The following is an 18,425-nucleotide window of genomic DNA, read 5'->3' as shown; positions in this document are numbered from 1 at the left end:
CTTCCTATATGGATAAAAGTCTTACAGAATGAATTTCTGTAAGACTTTTATCCTTTCTATTTTTCTGCCGCCAAGCTTGCCTTCATTTCTTCCACTGATTCAATCTCAAATCCTAAATCCTGTAACATTTTATAATCCTCATTCTCCTCTTGCCCTGCTGTCGTTAAATAATCGCCAATAAAAATTGAGTTGGCTGCATAGAACCCTAACGGCTGTAAAGAACGAAGGTTGACTTCACGTCCTCCTGAGATTCGAATCTCCTTCGTTGGATTGATAAAACGGAAAAGTGCGAGCACTTTTAAACAATAAAGCGGCGTTAATTCCTTTACACCTTGCAGTGGAGTACCATCAATCGCATGTAAGAAATTAACTGGAATTGAATCCGCATCAAGAGCCTTTAAGCTATTGGCCATATCGGCGACATCCTGCTTCGTTTCCCGCATGCCAACTATAACCCCTGAACACGGCGACATCCCGGATTCTTTTACCATCTCAACGGTATTGACACGGTCATCATAGGTATGAGAAGTAGTAATGTTGGCATGATTGTTTGCAGATGTATTGATATTATGGTTGTAACGGTCTACCCCGGCTTCCTTCAGACGATTAGCTTGTTCAGGCTTCAAAAGACCAAGGCAGGCACAGACTTTTAAACCGTATGAATCTTTAATTTCCTTAACCGCTTCGACTACATGATCAATCTCTTTATTGGATGGTCCCCGGCCACTTGCCACAATACAGTATGTTCCCACGTTTAAATCATAGGCACGCTTTGCGCCTTCAATGATTGTATCCTTATCTACCATTCTATATGTATTAATCGGCGCGGTTGAAATGGAAGATTGTGAACAATAACCACAATTTTCAGGGCATAAACCTGATTTAGTATTCATGATCATATTTAGCTTTACTTTTTTCCCGAAATAACGTTTCCTAATTTGAAATGCTGCATGCATGAGCAACAAAACATCCTCATCCGGACATTCTAAAATTGAAAGAGCCTCCTCATTCGTTACTTCCTTACCCTTTAATACCTGATCCGCAAGCTCCATCCATTTATTCATATTATTAACTCCTTTTCCTGTAAAAGTAATGTCACATCAATGTGTTCTTTTACCATATTTTTCATGTTTTCTAATGTTAAATCTCTCAGTTTAGGAGTAATTCCTAAAATAGGTACACCGCATAACTCTTCAATTAATTTAGGATTTGTTTTTTCAGCAAGACTAGGTTGTTCACTAATTCCATTCAAAACAATCCCGGTGATCGTAAGTCCCAGACTTTTTGCATATTGAACCGTTAGAAAAATATGGTTGACGGTCCCAAGATTAGGCCGGGCAACAATTACAATCGGCAGTTCTAACTCCTTTATTAAGTCACTTACTAAAAACTGTTCTCCCAATGGGACCGAAATCCCGCCAGCCCCTTCGACAATAAAAAATTCGTGTTTTTCTTTAATCTTTTCCCAGTGACTTAAAACCTCTTCCATCCTTACGCTTTTACCTTCGAGCTTGGCTGCAACGTATGGTGCAAGTGGTTCCTTAAATACAAAAGGCGTAATTTCTTCGTAAGATAATGACGTTTTGGACAATTGTTTTAAAAGACTTGTATCGCTTCTTGGATCCTCACGCGTAATGCCGCTAAGCAATGGCTTAAATACCCCAATATCTATTTGCTGCTCTTTAAGTACTGCTGCGATTCCGCTTGATATAATTGTTTTCCCAACATCCGTATCTGTTCCTGTAATAAAAATACCGCTGATCAAATCATATTCAGCTCCTTTCCAATGCAATAAAAGCATTTAAGTAAGTAATCAATTTCATTCGAAGAATGGTCGGATGTGACAGTAAGGCGAATCCTACTTTCCCCAACCGGTACCGTAGGCGGACGGATTGCAGGAGCAAATATTCCTTTTTCCTGAAGCTTTTCAGCAAAAATAACCGCCTTTTTCGGATCTCCGATGATGACAGGAATAATCGGGGTCAGATGCCCCTTCACGACATATCCCATTTCTGCTAAATTCGTTTTTAGTCTTTTTACATTCGAAAACAACTGCCTCCGCTTTTCATCACTTTCCCCGATGATTTCGAGTGCGGCATAGGAAGCGGCACAAATGGCCGGCGGCATAGCGGTTTGAAAAATGAAAGTTCTTGCATGGTTGAGCAAAAAGTCAATTAGTATCTGAGAACCCGCAACAAACCCGCCATCCGTTCCAACGGCCTTACTTAAAGTTCCAATTACAACATCGGGATGGACACCGAAATATTCACTTGTACCCCTGCCTTTTTCTCCCAAAACACCTGTTGCATGGGCATCATCAACAATTACGTAGGCATGATACCGTTTCGCAAGGGAGATAATATATTTAAGCGGGGCGATCGTTCCATCCATACTGAAAACACCATCGGTTACGATAAAACACCGTTTAAAGTTAGATGTCTCTTTCAATTTTTCTTCAAGATTATCCATATCGATATGTTTATAGACAACAGTTGAGGCTTTGGAAAGTCGGCAGCCATCGATAATACTGGCATGATTTAATTGATCACTTAAAATGACATCTCCATTTTCTGGGAGAGAAGATAACACGCCGACATTCGCTAAAAAGCCGCTTGAAAAAAGTAAGGCAGCTTCTGTTTGCTTAAATTGAGCAATTTTTTCTTCCAGCCTTCGATGCCATTCGGTATGACCGGTTGTTAATCTAGAGCCGCTGCTGCCTACGCCAAATTCGTGGAGAATCGTTTCGGCAGCATAAACCAAATGACAATTATACGCGAGCCCTAGATAATTATTAGAGGAAAATACAATCTGCTCCTTACCATCAATTAACATTTTTGGCAGTGGAGCTGTATTCATTGTTCGCAGTTTCCGATGTAAACCGGCCGCTTTCGTTTGATCAATTCGTACACTTAGCCATTCATCAAACTCCAACGTTCGTCACCTCATTTGTCACCTCAATAATCGCTTCTTTCATAATCACTACCATTTCCTTCAATTCTTCAATTGTGCTTACATGCGGCGGCATAAAGACGATAGTATCGCCTAAAGGTCTCGTCAGCATACCGAGCTCTCTCATTTTCAGGGTAGCTTGATAGCCAATCCGTTTTTCCTTCGGGAAAGGCTCCTTCGTTTCCTTTGAAAAAACAAGCTCAATCCCACACATAAACCCGAGCTGGCGGATGTCGCCAACGTAAGGGAGCGATTTCAGCTCCTCAAGTAATTTATGGAGATACTCTGCCTTTTCAGATACATTTTCTACAAGGTTTTCTTTTTCAAATATACGGATATTTTCAAGTGCAACTGCACATCCCAGCTGGTTACCTGTATAAGAATGACCATGGAATAAGGTTTTTAATTTATCGTAGTCATCATAAAAGGCTTGGTAAATTTCCTCTGTTGTCAAGGTTGCTGCAATTGGCAGGTAGCCCCCTGTAATTCCTTTCCCGACTGCCATTAAATCAGGTTGAACCCCTTCATGCTCACAAGCAAACATTTTCCCCGTACGGCCAAATCCGGTAGCAACTTCATCGATAATCATTAGGACATTATATTTTGTGCAGAGTCGACGAACACCTGACAAAAATCCCTCTGGCATCACAATCATTCCGCCGGCTCCCTGAACCATTGATTCGATTGAAAGTGCAGCAATTTCTTGATGTTTTTCAATCAGCAATTGTTCAAGTATATGTAAACATTTATCCCGGCATTGCGCTGGATCTCCGCTTTCAGAATGATAAACAACTGGAATCGGAGCTTTATAGCTTTCAAAAATGAGAGGGCCGTACACTTGATGGTAGAGATCGATTGAACCAACACTTACCGCGCCAATTGTATCTCCATGATAACCATTATGCATCGCGATAAATTTTTGCTTCTCCGGCCGTCCGATATTCATCCAGTATTGAAAGGCCATCTTGAGTGCAATTTCCATCGCTTCTGCACCACTATCGGAATAAAAAACACGTGTCAGTTTTTCGGGACTTATTTCGATTAGTTTTTCTGCCAGTTCTGTTGCCGGGACATTGGTCATTCCTAAAAGAGTTGAGTGAGCAATTTTATCAAGTTGTTTTTTAATGGCTTCATCTAATTCTTTTTTTCGATGACCATGGACATTTAGCCAAAGAGCAGAAAATCCATCATAATATTCCTTTCCATCTGTGTCTTTTACTTTTATGCCTTGGCCGCTTTCAATGATAATTGGATTTTTATCGTAATCTTTCATTTGAGTGAACGGTAACCAAAGGTACTTTTTACTTTTTTCAATTAAGTCGTTTGTCATTTTTCTTCCTCCCATTCAACGAATATTGGCTGTTTTTCTAAGTATGTTATGTAAGCATGAAGATCACTTAAACCATCTATAAAAAAGATGCGGCAGCCGCGTTCATCACCAAACTCTTTTAATCTCGTAATTCGATGGTAGCCAAGCTTTTTGCTGGCAACATATCCTGAAATATATTCCGGATCATCGGACCAGCATAATTCTGCGATTGTAGCTGGATGCTGACTTACTTTTGTTGCAAGTACAAGTGCCTCCTTTACCCTTTGACTTCGCGTGATTTTATGGTAAACTGCCCATTTGTCAAAATTCGAGGTAGACCAGTCCATTCGCGAAACCCGAATTCCTTTATCGTTTCGATTATCGATTCGTTCACTAGAACGGATATCAAACAAAATGGCCCCTCTAAGCCCAGAATTTTCCGTAATTTGCTCAAATGCTCTTTCAATACAGTTTCGGGGAACCCCTGCTATCTCTAAAAGGTTTTGTGCGATTGAATGCCCTTCTTTTACTGATTCCACTTCATTTATTCCAATCGGTAATGGCTTTAGTTTTGTTATTGGTTGATCTATTAATTCAAGCTGAATCTGCATAAAATCAGGTGTGCCTCTTGAATGTGTTAATGCTTTTTCAAGCAGGACATTAACTGCATTTTTCAAATTGCCATAGGTAGAAATAAGTTCGCCGCCGGAAATATGCTTGCCCCCCTGCTCATGGGCCCCATTCTCAGAAGCTCTCATTCTAACACTATAAAAGCCCTCCTCACTCAAAATCTCTTCCTCCCAAAATCAATATGTTAACCAAGTAGAATATTAAGTTAACATATTAAATGTTAAAATCATCCATCAAATTTGTCAATAGGGTGCCTGGCACCACCCGATTTTTCTTGTTCCACAAAAATGTTCCACAAGAAAAAAAGAGTGCTAAAAGGAATTGATTTTATATTGGAAGCAGTACCTCATCTAGTCAGGCACAAAAAAACCGTACAGACACCATCCTGTACAGTTTTTTATCAGGTATTAAATTTTTTTAACTATGCTTTATATATATAGTGCTTGTTGTTTTTTTCCGGCTTCCTTTTTACAAGCAATACATAAGAAAGTACTGCTCCGCAACCGGCAAATACGATGACAATTCCCATAGGAATTGCTGAATGTCCTCCGCCAATTCCGACGAGCGGTGCGACAATTCCACCAAATGCCAGCGACATGACCCCTAGCAATGCAGATGCACTGCCAGCATTATTACCTTGTGATTGCATTGCTAGTGAAAATCCTGCGGTATTTACCATGCCGACACTCGATACAACGAAAAATAATGGAATTAAAATGAAAATCAATTTTGCATGTACCAGTATTAAAAGGAGTAAAACAATTCCTCCTATTGATGATGTCCCCAAACCAAATACCAGCAGTTTTGATTCATGAATTCGTCCTGCCAATCTCCCGGCCGTCTGACTATTGATCATGATTCCCACCGCATTAATTGCGAAAATAAGACTGAACATTTGCGGTGAAGCGCCATAAATATTTTGCACTACAAAAGGAGATCCCGAAATATAGGCAAACATGGCTGCAAAAACCAAACCCTGTGCTAATGCATAGCCCATAAATCGACGATCTAAAATTATCCTTAGAAAGGTGTTATATGTATTTTTAACACCTCCGGCAGAACGCTTTTCATGAGGAAGAGTTTCCGGTAAACCAAAAAGTACAACAAAAAACATCACAATGCCGATACCACTTAAAACAATAAATACTCCCTGCCATGGAACGAATTTTAACAATTGGCCCCCTACCACTGGAGCCAGAATTGGGGCGAGGCCATTGACCAACGTCAGGAGCGCAAAAAACTTTGTTAATTCACTGCCGGAGTATAAATCACGGACAATCGCCCTTGAAATCACAATTCCCGCCGAACCCGCCAAGCCTTGGACCAACCGCAAGATAATTAATCCCCAAATGGATGGGCTAAATACACATAAAAAGGACGCGATAAAATAGGTAATTAAACCAATTAAAAGGGGTTTACGCCGTCCGCTTACATCACTGATTGGTCCGGAGAACAGCTGACCGGAAGCTAGACCAATTACGAAAAAGCTTAAGCTAAGCTGTACGAAAGATGGATTTGATTCAAAATCCTTTGCAATATTAGGTAAAGCAGGTAAATACATATCAATGGATAACGGACCAAATGCAGCCAGCGAACCAAGTACAATTGCCATCCATACCCTCTTAGAGCGGGAAAGTCCCTCCTGATTATTCATTGAATAATCTGCCATATTGATCAATCATTCCTTCCGTCATTTCAGTTTATAAAAAGCCATACCATTACCATTTCATTTCTTTTTTTTCGAATCCCTAAAAGAAATGATCTTACTAACATATGTTAGCAAATTTCCAAAAAATTGATAAGAAAAACACTTATAATATAATGTGTTTTTAGCAGAATGGCTTGAAGATGACGGTTTATTCGTTCACGCTAAAAATTAAATCCCCCAACCAATCACGGCTGGTGGATTTCTTTAAATATCGTTTTATCTTTTTTGAGAAGGAATTAGATTCTTTCGTCTATTTCGTACCAAAATGAACCTTTTCTTTATAAAAGTCTAATCTTTCCTGCGCATTTTCTTTAATGATGATATCAACACCTGTATCAACTATTTTCTTTACATGCTCTCCCTTTATGACTTTTAGGGCTGTTTCAACAGCTAAATGGCCCATATCAAAGGGATTTTGAGCGACTGTTGCAGAAATGGTTCCATCCTTGATATATTTCACCATATTAGGAATTCCATCTGCTCCAATAACCGGCATTACCCGGTCCTCTTCCTTAAGGACCTTTATAATCCGATAAGCAAGATTATCATGTGTAGCAATGAATCCTTTAAGATTAGGATTTTCTATCAAAATCTGATTCACTTCTTTTCTAACCATCTTTAAATCATCTGGAACGCCCGCTTTTTCCGCTGCCACAATCATTCCTGAATTTTTTAAGGCAATTTTAGCCCCCGTTATCCTATCTTTAAAAACTGGGACTGATAGATTTCCAGCGATAATCGCTACTTTATTGCCCGGATGCAGCTCAGAGCTCAATAATGAACCTGCCTTCTTGCCTAAATCAACGTTGTCAGAACCAACATACGCCGTTTTATTCGGCCATGGATTATTTTGATCCATTAAGAGAACAGGAATATGCTTTTTTTTTGTAAACTTATCCAATATCGGGACAACGGATGAATTTATCGGTGAAACAATTAAAACATCAGGGCTTTCTTGATAGATTTCCTGTAATATCCGGGCTTGTTCTCTCACGGATTCCTTTCGAGGTGCAACGACTTCCCCGTTGATGCCGAAGTCTTTAAATCCTTGTTCGACACCTGATTTCACAATTTCAAAATATTGTGTGTCTAAATTTTTTAACACTACAACCACTTTCGGTTTATTATATGATTTATAGATTAGTCCAACTAGTATGACGGAAATTATAACAATCATCAGAATAACTACTTTTCCTTTTTTAAACACAAAATCCTTCCCTCTTTTCTGTTTTAAAAACTATGGGTAGTTTAAAAGGAATTTAATTGAAAACGAATCGAGAACGTAGTTCCTTCATTCCCGGTTTTAATATCAATTTCAGCATGGTGGCGTTTGGCCACACTATAACAGATGGCTAAACCCAGGCCTGTTCCCTTTTCCTTTGTAGTAAAGAAAGGTGTCCCTAATTTTTGCAAAACTTCCGGGTTGATTCCATGACCTTGATCCTTTATTTCCAAAAAAACGGCCTGTTGATCGGTATAGGTTTTTATCGTAAGCTGCCCATTTGACGACATCGCATCAAATCCATTTAATGAAATATTTAAGATCAGCTGGCGAATTTCTTTATGATCAAGGAAAATATCTGGACAATCATGTAAATCCAGTTTTACCTGTTTACTAGAACGCATTGCTTCCGCTTGAATTAGTGGAAAAATAGCTTTTAAAATCGCATTCAAACTTTGTTTTTTCTTTACACTAACCTTATTTTTCGCTAGGTTAAGAAATTCCGTGATGATGGAATTAGCTCTCGTTAATTCTTCTAACATGATATCGATAATATCAGGTGCTAAAGGGTCTTTATTATTTCTTGATATTTGTAAAAATCCTTGAACCGTCGTCATCGGATTCCGAATTTCATGGGCAATCCCGGCAGCCATCTCCCCAATTAAATTTAACCGATCTAATCGGGACATCTCTTTTTCCAGAAGTACCCTCTCAGAGATATCGTTTAATACAATCAAAATACATGGCTCAGGATACACATCTATCATTTCAGTTGATAATAATCCATCGCGTAGATCGCCGGTTTTCGTCCGATAATTTATTTTCTTATTGCGAATCTTATAATCAATCTGAATTGGGTTCCCCGTAGCTTCCTCAATAAAATTGTTCAAATTTATTTTTTGTTGTTTAATCTCTTCAAGAGAATAGCCTGTATAACTTAACCAACTGGTATTTACCTCAATAATCGTAAAATCTCTTTTGGAGAAAATCGCCATTAAACTTGGACTAGCAGCAAATATTTTCCGAAATCTTTCTTGTGATTGGAATAAATGGTCAGCAATTTTTTTCCGTTCCTCAATTTCGGATTGAAGCTTTTCGTTTGCCTTAATTAGTTCCTCTGTTCGTTTTTCGACAATATATTCGAGATTATTGAACTTCAATCTTTTAACTTCCTCAATCTGCTTTCTTTCTGTTACATCACGGATCGTACATACAAAGATCTGGTGATTTTCAACGGATGTTTCACCAATGAGAATATCCGCATGAAAGTGGCGCCGGTCTTTCTTAATGCCTACAGATTCAATCACTCTACCGACTGATTTTTTTATAGTGGTTAAAAAAGATAACCGGACAAGATCGTCATCAGATTTATGAAATAGGACAGCAACGTTTTTCCCTATGATATCATCAGCTGTATAACCAAACATTTTTTTTATAGCAGGATTCACGGATAAAACAGAACCTTGTTCATCAAAGGTAACAATCGTATCGACTATGGTTTCTCCAATAACTTTCGACAGTGCCTCAGTTCGGCGTAGATTTAACGTGGTTCGATCCAATTTTCGATTGATTTCTTTCAGCTCATTTGTCCGCTCGCGATTCGTTTGAAGAATATTTTCTTCATGTTTTTGATGAATTTTTACAAATTGTTCGATTTTCCGTTTTAATGTATCAGGATGAAATGGTTTAAAAACATAATCAATTGCCCCTGCGGCATAACCTTGATGTACATGTTCCTTTTCTTGACTAATGGCCGTAATGAATATAATGGGAATATGTCTCGTTTTTTCTCTGGCTTTAATCAGCTTAGCCGTTTCAAAACCATTTAGTCCAGGCATTTGTACGTCTAGTAATATAACCGCGAAATCCTGCTTTAGCATACAAATTAACGCTTCTTTTCCCGAGTTAGCACTTACCAAATTATAATTGGGAGAATTCAGTACAGCTTCCAACGCTAAAAGATTTTCTGGATGATCATCTACCATTAATATGTTCACTTTATTTGTTGGGAAACTACTTATTTTTTCGGAATAGTCTTTCTGATCCGTCGAATTCTTCGTAACAGTTTTCATAACTCGTAAACTTTATCCCCTCTCTTTTTCCCAGCCCGAGAAAGCCTGAATGGCTTAGGCTGTTATATAATAATTTATGAACCTCATTTTGTAGCGTTTTATTAAAATAGATGAGTACATTCCGGCAAATAATAATATCAAACTCATTAAAAGATTGATCGGTTACCAGATTATGCTGGGCAAAAAATACATTTTTTCTAAGAAAGGCATGAAAAAAAACCTTATCGCCAGTGGCCTTATAATATTCCGAAAATGCCCTCTTTCCACCCGCTTCCAGGTAGTTTTTCGTATATAGTTTCATTACATCTAATGGAAAAGTTCCCTGCTTTGCTTTTTCGAGAATCAGATGGTTTAAATCCGTCGCGTAAATTTTCGATTTTTCATAAATACCTTCTTCATGCAAGAGAATCGCCATCGAATAAACTTCTTCTCCGGAAGAGCAGCCAACATGCCAAATTCGTATTTCCGGATAATCCTTTATCATCGGGATAATTTTTGTTCGAAAAGACTTAAAAAATGTAGGATCGCGAAACATCTCCGTCACATTAATGGAAAAGTCCAAAAACAAACTCAACATCGTCTCTGAGTCACGAAGGACTTTTTCCTGAAGAGCCGAAACACTCGATAGGTTCTCCTTTTTAACACGTTGGCTAATTCTCCTTTGAATAAAAGGAAACGCATAGTTTCTAAAATCGTATCCATAATAGCGAAAAACAGCCTCAAGCAGTAATTCAATTTCAATATTTTCAATCTCTTCTGATTGCAGAATTGGAGGATTTTTCATTGTATTATTTCAATCCCTTCTATTGATACAGCCAAACCTGCATTAACGAGAAAAGTTGGTCTAAATTAATTGGCTTACTAATATAATCCGTAGCCCCCGCCTCTAAACATTCCTCTCTGCTCCGCTTCATCGCTTTTGCTGTAAGGGCAATGATTGGTAAGGTTTTAAATTCTGAGGTTTGCCGAATTTTCCGCATTGCCTCAAACCCGTCCATCTCCGGCATCATAATGTCCATTAAAATAAGATCAGTATCCGGGCTATTCTTTAATACCTCAATTCCTTCCCGACCGTTTTCTGCTACAATTACTTCCATCCCATTCTCCTCAAGGGCAATGGTAAGGGCATATACATTGCGTATATCATCATCCACTATAAGAATTTTCTTATTATTCAAGATTGAATTCTCACACCGTTTTGGTTGAATCTCTACAGTTTCAAATGTTTCATTCTCATAAAGCGTTACGGCTGCTTCATCCATTGCCGTATTTTCAACCACTGTTTTTTGGCTGTAGGGTAAAAATAACGTAAAAGTGCTCCCTTTTCCTTTTTTACTTGATACCTCAATAAATCCACCTAATAAATGGGCCATCTCCCGGCTAATCGAAAGTCCTAAGCCGGTACCGCCATATTGACGACTGGTCGTTCCGTCTTCTTGAATAAAGGCATCAAATATCGAGACTTGTTTGTCTTCCTCAATTCCGATTCCCGTATCGATAACGGAGAAAGCAAGCATTGTTTTCCTTTTTGTTTTTCCATTGGTTAGTGGACCACTGGCATTTTTTATTACCTTCTGTACTCGTAAGGTTACATTGCCGACCTCCGTGAATTTAAAGGCATTAGAAAGTAAATTCTTCAAGATTTGCTGCAAACGCTGCTCATCTGTCAAGAACGTCTCCGATAATCCTTCTTCTAATTCTGTTGTGAAGCCAACATTTGTTTGAATCGCGACAGGAGAAAATTGGCGATGAATAAATTTCTCTAATTCCTGCAATTCAACCTCTTTTATATTAATATCTAATTTACCTGACTCTACCTTTGCTAAATCCAGAATATCATTTATTAAATGAAGTAAATCGTTCCCAGACGAGTAGATGGTCCGAATATACTCTTGTTGCTTAGCTGTAAGGTTTCCCTGCCCATTTTCAGAGAGGATTTGCGCTAAAATGAGCAAACTATTCAGTGGTGTCCTTAACTCATGCGACATATTTGCTAGAAACTCAGATTTATATTGAGAGCTAAGCTCTAGTTGCTGCGCTTTCTCTTCAAGCTCCTCCCGAACCTTTTCGATTTCAACATTTTTTTGCTCAGAGGCTTCATATTGCTCTTCGAGTTTTTCATTTGTTGTCCGTAACTCTTCTTGCTGTAACTGCAGTTCCTCTGATTGGGCTTGAAGTTCCTCGGTAAGTGCCTGCGATTCCTGTAAAAGTTTTTCAACCTTCATATGGTTCACAATACTATTAATCTTGATGCCAATATTATTATTGACTGCTTCGAGCAGTTTTACTTGCAACGGACTAAAGGACGTGAAGGAAGCAATTTCAATAACTGCTAGTACATGATTTTCAAACTGGACCGGCAATATAATAATATTTTTCGGTGAAGCTTCTCCTGTTCCAGACCCCACTCTTATATAATTGTCCGGGACATGACTTAAAAGAATCGGACGCTTTTCAAGTGCACATTGTCCAACCAGCCCTTCTCCAAAACGAAAACGCATATAATCTTTATTCTTATCTAAGGAGGCATAACTTGAAATCTTTTTTAAATAATATTGATCTTCTTCCACTTCTTTTATATAAAAAACCCCAAAACTCGCCTCTACCATTGGAACAAGCTTCGTTATTAATAGCTCTGCTAACATCGCCACATTTTCAATTTCGGGGTAAATCGTCGCGATTTCAGCAATTTTTGTATTTAACCAACTTTGCTCTTCTGCTTCTAGTAAAAATTGTTTCTCAAGCTTACTATGCTTCTCCAGTTCATTTGCCATTTTATTAAAAGCAACGGCAATTTCCCCTAACTCACCCTTTGCAGAATGATCAATTCGTGGTAAAGAGTCAAAGTTGCTTGTGGTTGCCCTTTTCATGACATCGGTGATTTTGTTCAAGTTTTTAGTAATGCTTCTAATAATCCAAAACGTAAAACCAATACCAATAACCAAGGCAATGGCAAGGTAGCTGTAAATCACGGTGACTGCCCAATTATATGTATCTTTAGACCCGATCAGTTCATCCTTCAACTTTTGTGATTGCAAGCGATAAAGAATATCGGCAATTTGCATCATTCTTTGCCGAAGCAGTTCTGAATCCTTCCAAAAAGAATCTGGAATTTCAATATCTTTATTTAATTTTTTTTCAACCAAAGCTTGCTGCCCCATATTATTGTAGGTATCATGCAATGTTTTTAACTTTTCCATTAGCTCTTGCGCTTTCTGGTCGGTGTCCCTTTTTTTAGTGCATCCAGCGCTGTGGCTAAAGTGGTTTGTGAATCTTCCCAATCATTCTTTGCGGCTTTATTCATTTCCTGGTGATGATCGGTTAATGCAGAACTAAGCTCTAAACCAATTCTAGTTGTTTCAAATTTAATATCAGAAGCCATTTCGATTCTTTCATTTAAATCATTCACTACAAGGTTTAAATTCACGGTTGTTTGTTCGAGCATGTTCATTAAAACTAACGCGATGATAAAAAATAATAGCAGTAAAGACCCCGTGCCCGTATAAAGCTTTGTTTTAAATTTCATAATATCCCAGATTCCTTTTTTAAATTTTTAAGTTTCTAAAAAGACTGAATATTAGTAGCAAAAAAAATCATTGCCTTTAACTTTATCTATCATACTGCATTATTATCGAGGATAAAATATTTTTTTTGAAAAAAAGCGAGAATCAGAAGAGGACAGACCTTTCAATACTAGGTTTTTTATGAAAAACAACTCCCCAAGCCGAATGGCCTGGGGAGTTGTTGTTTTAGAAAACAATTGTTTTATTTTGATGTACAATAATTCGGTCTTCCAGATGCCATTTTACAGCGCGTGCTAATACACTTCGTTCAATTGTGCGGCCGATTTTCTTTAGGGATTCAACATTGTCACGGTGATCGACTCTTGCTATATCTTGTTCGATAATAGGACCTTCGTCCAAATCATTCGTTACATAGTGTGATGTAGCCCCTATCAATTTAACGCCGCGGTCATATGCCCGTTCATACGGTCTTGCCCCAATAAAAGCAGGTAAGAATGAATGATGGATGTTAATAATTTTATGCGGGTTTGCTGCTACAAAGTTCGGTGTCAAAATTTGCATGTAACGCGCAAGAACAATGAGATCCACATCATGTTCTTTAAGAAGCTGCAACTGCTCTTTTTCTACTTGTTCACGGATATCTTTATTAGCTGGAATATAATAGAATGGGATATTAAGCCCCTCAACGACATCCCTTGCTGCTTCATGGTTACTGATGACTAGAGCAATATCGGCCATCAAATCGCCGCTTTGCCACTCCCATAACAGTTCCAAAAGACAATGCAATTCTTTTGATACAAAAATAGCTGCTTTTTTCACCTTAAATACTGGTGTTAACGTCCATTCCATTGAAAACTTTTCAGCAATTTCTGTGAACTGTTCTTTCATTTCGTTTGCTTTTTCTTTTAAAAAGGGGCATTCGAACTCAATGCGAATGAAAAAAACTCCACCCTCAGGATTGGTTGAGTACTGACTGGATTCAATGATATTGGCATTATGGGAAAATAAAAATTGAGAAATCGTTGAAACAATCCCCGGCTGGTCGGGACAGCTGACAAGTAAACGCCCGCGGTTTTGATTCCGCAGTTTAAATTGTTCAATTTGTTCTTTGAAATTAGAATTCATGATGTTTTAAAACCTTCCTATTAAGTAATGAAAATTATTATACCTTAGTCCGCGTTTAATGTTAAGAATTTTCATACTTACTTTCTTATGAGGACAGTTTTTGGGCAACAGTTTTATGTTTTTTGGAAAAAAATTGTTCAATCGGTTGGTATGCGAATTCTTTCAGGAAACCACGATAATTTTTCCGACAAGTTTACCACCTCTCCAATAATTATCATGGCAGGATTGGTCATGTGATTTTCTTCTACTATATTTACAATTGTTTCAAGTGTTCCAATCACCGTTCGTTGTTCACTTGTTGTTCCTTGTTGGATGACGGCTACAGGAGTGTTCGGAAACTTGCCGTATAATTCCAATTGGCTACATATATATGGAAGATTCTTGATTCCCATATAAATTGCAAGGGTATCAAAACCATGAGCTAAATAGTCCCAACGAATGTTTTTCGGCTTCCCATTAACACAATGCCCTGTTACTACGGCAAATGATTGACTTATATCTCGATATGTAACTGGTATTCCAGCATAAGCAGGGGCCGCTATTCCAGACGTAATACCGGGAACTACTTCAAACTCAATTCCATATTCGGCAAGTATCATTGCCTCTTCACCGCCACGGCCAAAAATAAACGGGTCACCGCCTTTTAACCGAACAACGGTTTTCCCTTCCATCGCTTGTTCCACCAATAATTCATGTATAGCGTCCTGAGAGACACAATGGTTTCCCGGCTCTTTTCCGCAAAAAATCAATTCTGCTTCGTGTCTTCCATAATCAAGAAGTACCGGATTCACCAATCTGTCGTATAAAATAACATCTGCCTGTTGAAGGCATTTTGTCGCTTTTACAGTAATTAAATCTGGGTCGCCAGGACCTGAACCGACTAGATACACTTTCCCCTTTTTTTGTTTCATTTTTCCACACCCCTTCTAACCAGCCGTAACTATTGCAAACTTGCATAAAATGATCGGTAATATTTTTAAGAAAACTGCCTTTCAACCACTGGTCAAAAGACAGTTTCTTCTATCACTCTTCAAATAATAGATAAACCTGATCACTCTCAATCAATGTTTGATAGGTTGTCACACAGCCTCTATCCGGCTTTTGAACCTTCCCGTCATCCAAACAGATTTTCCAATCATGCATCGGACAAAAAACAAATTCTCCGCTCACCATGCCCTCACTTAAGACTCCGCCTTTATGGGGACAGCTGTTCTCTACTGCCCGAACAGTTCCACTGGATAATTTAAATACAGCCACTTCTTTTTTCCCAATACATACCGTTTTTCCAATCCGCTCTTTCAGCTCATGGATGGAACCAATTGATATTTTTGTCACACTTTTGCTAGCCATCAGCTATTTCCACCTTTATCATGTAATTTTTAAGACATCACTAGTGTCTCAAACAATTGCTTCTTCACCTTTTCATCCTCAGCTATTTCCTTCCACGGATCACGCAGGACGGACAATGCTTCCTCCATCCGTAAATTCAGCTCCCTCCGTTTCTGCAAATCGTCAAGGACCGAACGGATATGTGTTAGACCAACACGTTCAATCCAAGCAGATGTACGTTCCAAGTAGTTTGCTGTTTCACGGTAATATTGCAAGTAAGCACCCGTAATCTCGGCAACCTCTTCGTCGGTTTTGACTTTATAAAATAAATCCCCTCCGCGGACATGGGTTCCACCGTTTCCGCCAACATAAATTTCCCAGCCGCCGTCGATTCCAATAAATCCTATATCCTTGAAACCTGACTCTGCGCAGCTTCTTGGACAGGCAGAAACAGCCATTTTTACTTTATGAGGCGTTTGCAGACCTTCGAATTTCTTTTCCAAGACAATACCAAGCCCCATCGAATCCTGGGTTCCAAATCGGCAAAATTGTTCTCCGACACAAGTCTTAACTGTTCGTAGTGATTTTCCATAGGCGAATCCAGATGGCATGTCGAGATCCTCCCAAACCTTTGGTAAGACCTCTTTTTTAATGCCCAATAAATCGATTCGTTGGCCGCCGGTTAATTTTACGAGCGGTATTTCATATTTATCAACAACATCAGCAATTCGGCGTAAATCGCTTGAATTGGTGACACCGCCATACATACGCGGTACAACAGAGTAGGTCCCGTCTTTTTGAATATTGGCATGCATCCGCTCATTCACAAATCGCGATTCTCTTTCGTCCCTATGTTCAATTGGATGAACCATTCCTAAATAGTAGTTTAATGCGGGGCGGCATTTGGAACAGCCTTCCTCCGAACTCCAACCAAGGACATACATGACTTCCTTAATCGTTGACAGCCCCTTAGCCCTTATTTCTTCCACCACTTCATCCCTTGATAAAGTGGTACAACCGCAGATGGCTTCTTTTTGAGTTGTTTCCACAAAAGCGGAACCGAGCGTGTGCTGCAAGAGATCAGCTACAAGCGGTTTACAGCCCCCGCAGGATCTAGAAGCACTCGTACACGCTTTGATTGCATCCACTGATGTGCAGCCTTGCTGCTGTATCGCTTGAACAATCGTTCCTTTTGTTACCCCGTTACAACCGCAAATCATTTCATCATCGTTCATAACAGCGACTAGACTGCTGCCTGCTTCCTCATGCAACGGTTGTAAAATCGTTACCTTTTCCGTGTCTGAGATATCTGCTTTCTTTTGAATCATGGAAAACAACCGATTCCCCTCGCTGCTATCACCAAACAACACAGCGCCAACGATTTGATTTCCACGTAATACGATTTTCTTGTAAATATTATCCTGGTCATCGAAGACCTTGATTGCTTTTTTACCTTCTCCCTCGATGAAGTCCCCTGCAGAAAATACTTCTACACCTGAAACCTTCAGTTGAGTGGATAATATGGAGCCTTTATATGGATTGGTTTCAATGCCACAGACGGTTTTCGCTAATACTTTTCCTTGTTCATACAAAGGGGATACCAGACCATAAACCATTCCATTATGCTCAGCACATTCGCCCACTGCATAAACATGAGGGGTATTGGTTTGCAGATAGTCATTCACCACAATCCCGCGATTGACAAGAATTCCACTTTCCTTTGCCCATTCACTTTTTGGCTTAATCCCAACAGCCATTACGACTAAGTCTACTTCAATATCTGTTCCATCACTAAACCTTAATCCTTCCACCCTTTCATTCCCATAAATCTCTTGGGTTTGTTTCTCAAGTAAAAACTTCATCCCTTGTTTTTCTAACTCTGTTTGTAATAGTTTGCCGGCTGTATGATCGAGTTGCCGTTCCATTAAGTAGGGTGCAAGATGGATGACAGAAACCTCCATCCCTAAGTTTAATAGCCCCCTTGCCGCCTCAAGTCCTAATAACCCTCCGCCGATTACAGCCGCTTTTTTATATTTTTTTGAAGCTTCGAGCATTACTTCGGTATCTTTTATATCCCGAAAAGCCGTAACTCCTTCTTTCTCCACCCCCGGTATTGGAAGGATGAAGGGCACTGACCCTGTTGCTATAATTAGCTCATCATAAGGTACAATTCGGCCTAAGTCTGTTACCACCACTTTTTTGGTTGAATCAATTTGGATTACGGTCTCTCCAGTAAATAGTTTAATATTGTTTTCTCGATACCAGTCCCAGTCATTTAATGTAATATCCTTAACTTCTGTGTCTCCTTGTAAAACCTTGGAAAGGAGAATTCTATTGTAGTTGGGATGCGGTTCGGTCCCAAAGATAGTAACCTCAAAAGCTTCCTTTGAAAGTTTTAAAATTTCTTCAATCGCTCTGACTCCCGCCATGCCATTCCCAATGAGAATCAACTTTTTCTTTTCCACCAGATATTCCTCCCTTTGAAAGTTTCTTCACAAACTATAACACAGCGCAATCAAAACATGACTGAACATGTTAGGTTTTCTAACATTGAATT

At 39.0% G+C, this 18,425-nt stretch carries 15 protein-coding genes; all 15 read right to left on the bottom strand.

The window, feature by feature from the left end; all coding sequences use genetic code 11:
- Positions 1-56: 56 nt before the first annotated feature.
- The gene (bioB, locus tag RCG21_RS14555; RefSeq protein WP_308913315.1) at positions 57-1,064 is read right to left on the bottom strand and encodes a biotin synthase BioB; all 1,008 of its coding nucleotides are present in this window, start codon (positions 1,062-1,064) and stop codon (positions 57-59) included.
- The gene (gene bioD / locus RCG21_RS14550) at positions 1,061-1,762 is read right to left on the bottom strand and encodes a dethiobiotin synthase (protein ID WP_133333755.1); all 702 of its coding nucleotides are present in this window, start codon (positions 1,760-1,762) and stop codon (positions 1,061-1,063) included. The genes bioB and bioD overlap by 4 nt, the downstream gene beginning before the upstream one ends.
- Entirely contained in the window at positions 1,762-2,931 is a 1,170-nt protein-coding gene (gene bioF / locus RCG21_RS14545; protein WP_308913314.1) for an 8-amino-7-oxononanoate synthase, read from the bottom strand. Before bioF ends, bioD begins: the two co-directional genes overlap by 1 nt.
- Complete coding sequence (gene bioA, locus RCG21_RS14540) at positions 2,921-4,279, bottom strand: adenosylmethionine--8-amino-7-oxononanoate transaminase (RefSeq protein WP_308913313.1); 1,359 nt, start codon at positions 4,277-4,279, stop codon at positions 2,921-2,923. Before bioA ends, bioF begins: the two co-directional genes overlap by 11 nt.
- Positions 4,276-5,046 (bottom strand): 6-carboxyhexanoate--CoA ligase, encoded by a 771-nt coding sequence (gene bioW / locus RCG21_RS14535; RefSeq protein ID WP_308913312.1) that lies wholly within the window; start codon positions 5,044-5,046, stop codon positions 4,276-4,278. Before bioW ends, bioA begins: the two co-directional genes overlap by 4 nt.
- Before the next feature lie 263 nt (positions 5,047-5,309).
- Positions 5,310-6,557: a multidrug effflux MFS transporter gene (locus tag RCG21_RS14530; protein ID WP_308913311.1), complete on the bottom strand. Its 1,248-nt coding sequence runs from the start codon at positions 6,555-6,557 to the stop codon at positions 5,310-5,312.
- A 289-nt stretch (positions 6,558-6,846) separates the two neighbouring features.
- A complete protein-coding gene (locus RCG21_RS14525) occupies positions 6,847-7,803 on the bottom strand; it encodes a sugar ABC transporter substrate-binding protein (protein WP_308913310.1) in 957 nt (318 codons plus the stop codon).
- A 41-nt stretch (positions 7,804-7,844) separates the two neighbouring features.
- A complete protein-coding gene (locus RCG21_RS14520) occupies positions 7,845-9,803 on the bottom strand; it encodes a PAS domain S-box protein (RefSeq protein WP_133333368.1) in 1,959 nt (652 codons plus the stop codon).
- A gap of 28 nt (positions 9,804-9,831) precedes the next feature.
- Entirely contained in the window at positions 9,832-10,674 is an 843-nt protein-coding gene (locus tag RCG21_RS14515; protein WP_308913309.1) for a CheR family methyltransferase, read from the bottom strand.
- Positions 10,675-10,693: 19 nt separating this feature from the next.
- Complete coding sequence (locus RCG21_RS14510) at positions 10,694-13,090, bottom strand: response regulator (RefSeq protein ID WP_308913308.1); 2,397 nt, start codon at positions 13,088-13,090, stop codon at positions 10,694-10,696.
- On the bottom strand, positions 13,090-13,416 hold the full coding sequence (locus RCG21_RS14505) for a hypothetical protein (RefSeq protein WP_308913307.1): 327 nt from the start codon (positions 13,414-13,416) through the stop codon (positions 13,090-13,092). The genes RCG21_RS14510 and RCG21_RS14505 overlap by 1 nt, the downstream gene beginning before the upstream one ends.
- Before the next feature lie 223 nt (positions 13,417-13,639).
- The gene (purU, locus tag RCG21_RS14500; protein ID WP_308913306.1) at positions 13,640-14,539 is read right to left on the bottom strand and encodes a formyltetrahydrofolate deformylase; all 900 of its coding nucleotides are present in this window, start codon (positions 14,537-14,539) and stop codon (positions 13,640-13,642) included.
- 137 nt (positions 14,540-14,676) lie between these two features.
- Positions 14,677-15,450 (bottom strand): uroporphyrinogen-III C-methyltransferase, encoded by a 774-nt coding sequence (cobA, locus tag RCG21_RS14495; RefSeq protein WP_133333372.1) that lies wholly within the window; start codon positions 15,448-15,450, stop codon positions 14,677-14,679.
- A gap of 112 nt (positions 15,451-15,562) precedes the next feature.
- Complete coding sequence (nirD, locus tag RCG21_RS14490; protein WP_133333373.1) at positions 15,563-15,889, bottom strand: nitrite reductase small subunit NirD; 327 nt, start codon at positions 15,887-15,889, stop codon at positions 15,563-15,565.
- A gap of 29 nt (positions 15,890-15,918) precedes the next feature.
- Positions 15,919-18,333, bottom strand: a complete 2,415-nt coding sequence (nirB, locus tag RCG21_RS14485; RefSeq protein ID WP_308913305.1) for a nitrite reductase large subunit NirB — start codon at positions 18,331-18,333, stop codon at positions 15,919-15,921.
- Positions 18,334-18,425: the final 92 nt, after the last annotated feature.

Source organism: Bacillus salipaludis (assembly GCF_030938565.1).
In the GTDB taxonomy this organism is placed as follows: Bacteria; Bacillota; Bacilli; order Bacillales; family Cytobacillaceae; genus Neobacillus; species Neobacillus salipaludis_A.
This window is presented reverse-complemented; position numbering and strand designations above follow the sequence as displayed.

Excerpts from the sequence above, each read along its gene's own strand:
- bioB (WP_308913315.1), bottom strand. The coding sequence starts at position 1,064 with ATGAATAAATGGATGGAGCTTGCGGATCAGGTATTAAAGGGTAAGGAA.
- bioA (WP_308913313.1), bottom strand. The coding sequence starts at position 4,279 with ATGACAAACGACTTAATTGAAAAAAGTAAAAAGTACCTTTGGTTACCG.
- RCG21_RS14530 (WP_308913311.1), bottom strand. The coding sequence starts at position 6,557 with ATGGCAGATTATTCAATGAATAATCAGGAGGGACTTTCCCGCTCTAAG.
- RCG21_RS14520 (WP_133333368.1), bottom strand. The coding sequence starts at position 9,803 with ATGGTAGATGATCATCCAGAAAATCTTTTAGCGTTGGAAGCTGTACTG.
- RCG21_RS14515 (WP_308913309.1), bottom strand. The coding sequence starts at position 10,674 with ATGAAAAATCCTCCAATTCTGCAATCAGAAGAGATTGAAAATATTGAA.
- RCG21_RS14510 (WP_308913308.1), bottom strand. The coding sequence starts at position 13,090 with ATGGAAAAGTTAAAAACATTGCATGATACCTACAATAATATGGGGCAG.
- RCG21_RS14505 (WP_308913307.1), bottom strand. The coding sequence starts at position 13,416 with ATGAAATTTAAAACAAAGCTTTATACGGGCACGGGGTCTTTACTGCTA.
- purU (WP_308913306.1), bottom strand. The coding sequence starts at position 14,539 with ATGAATTCTAATTTCAAAGAACAAATTGAACAATTTAAACTGCGGAAT.
- cobA (WP_133333372.1), bottom strand. The coding sequence starts at position 15,450 with ATGAAACAAAAAAAGGGGAAAGTGTATCTAGTCGGTTCAGGTCCTGGC.
- nirD (WP_133333373.1), bottom strand. The coding sequence starts at position 15,889 with ATGGCTAGCAAAAGTGTGACAAAAATATCAATTGGTTCCATCCATGAG.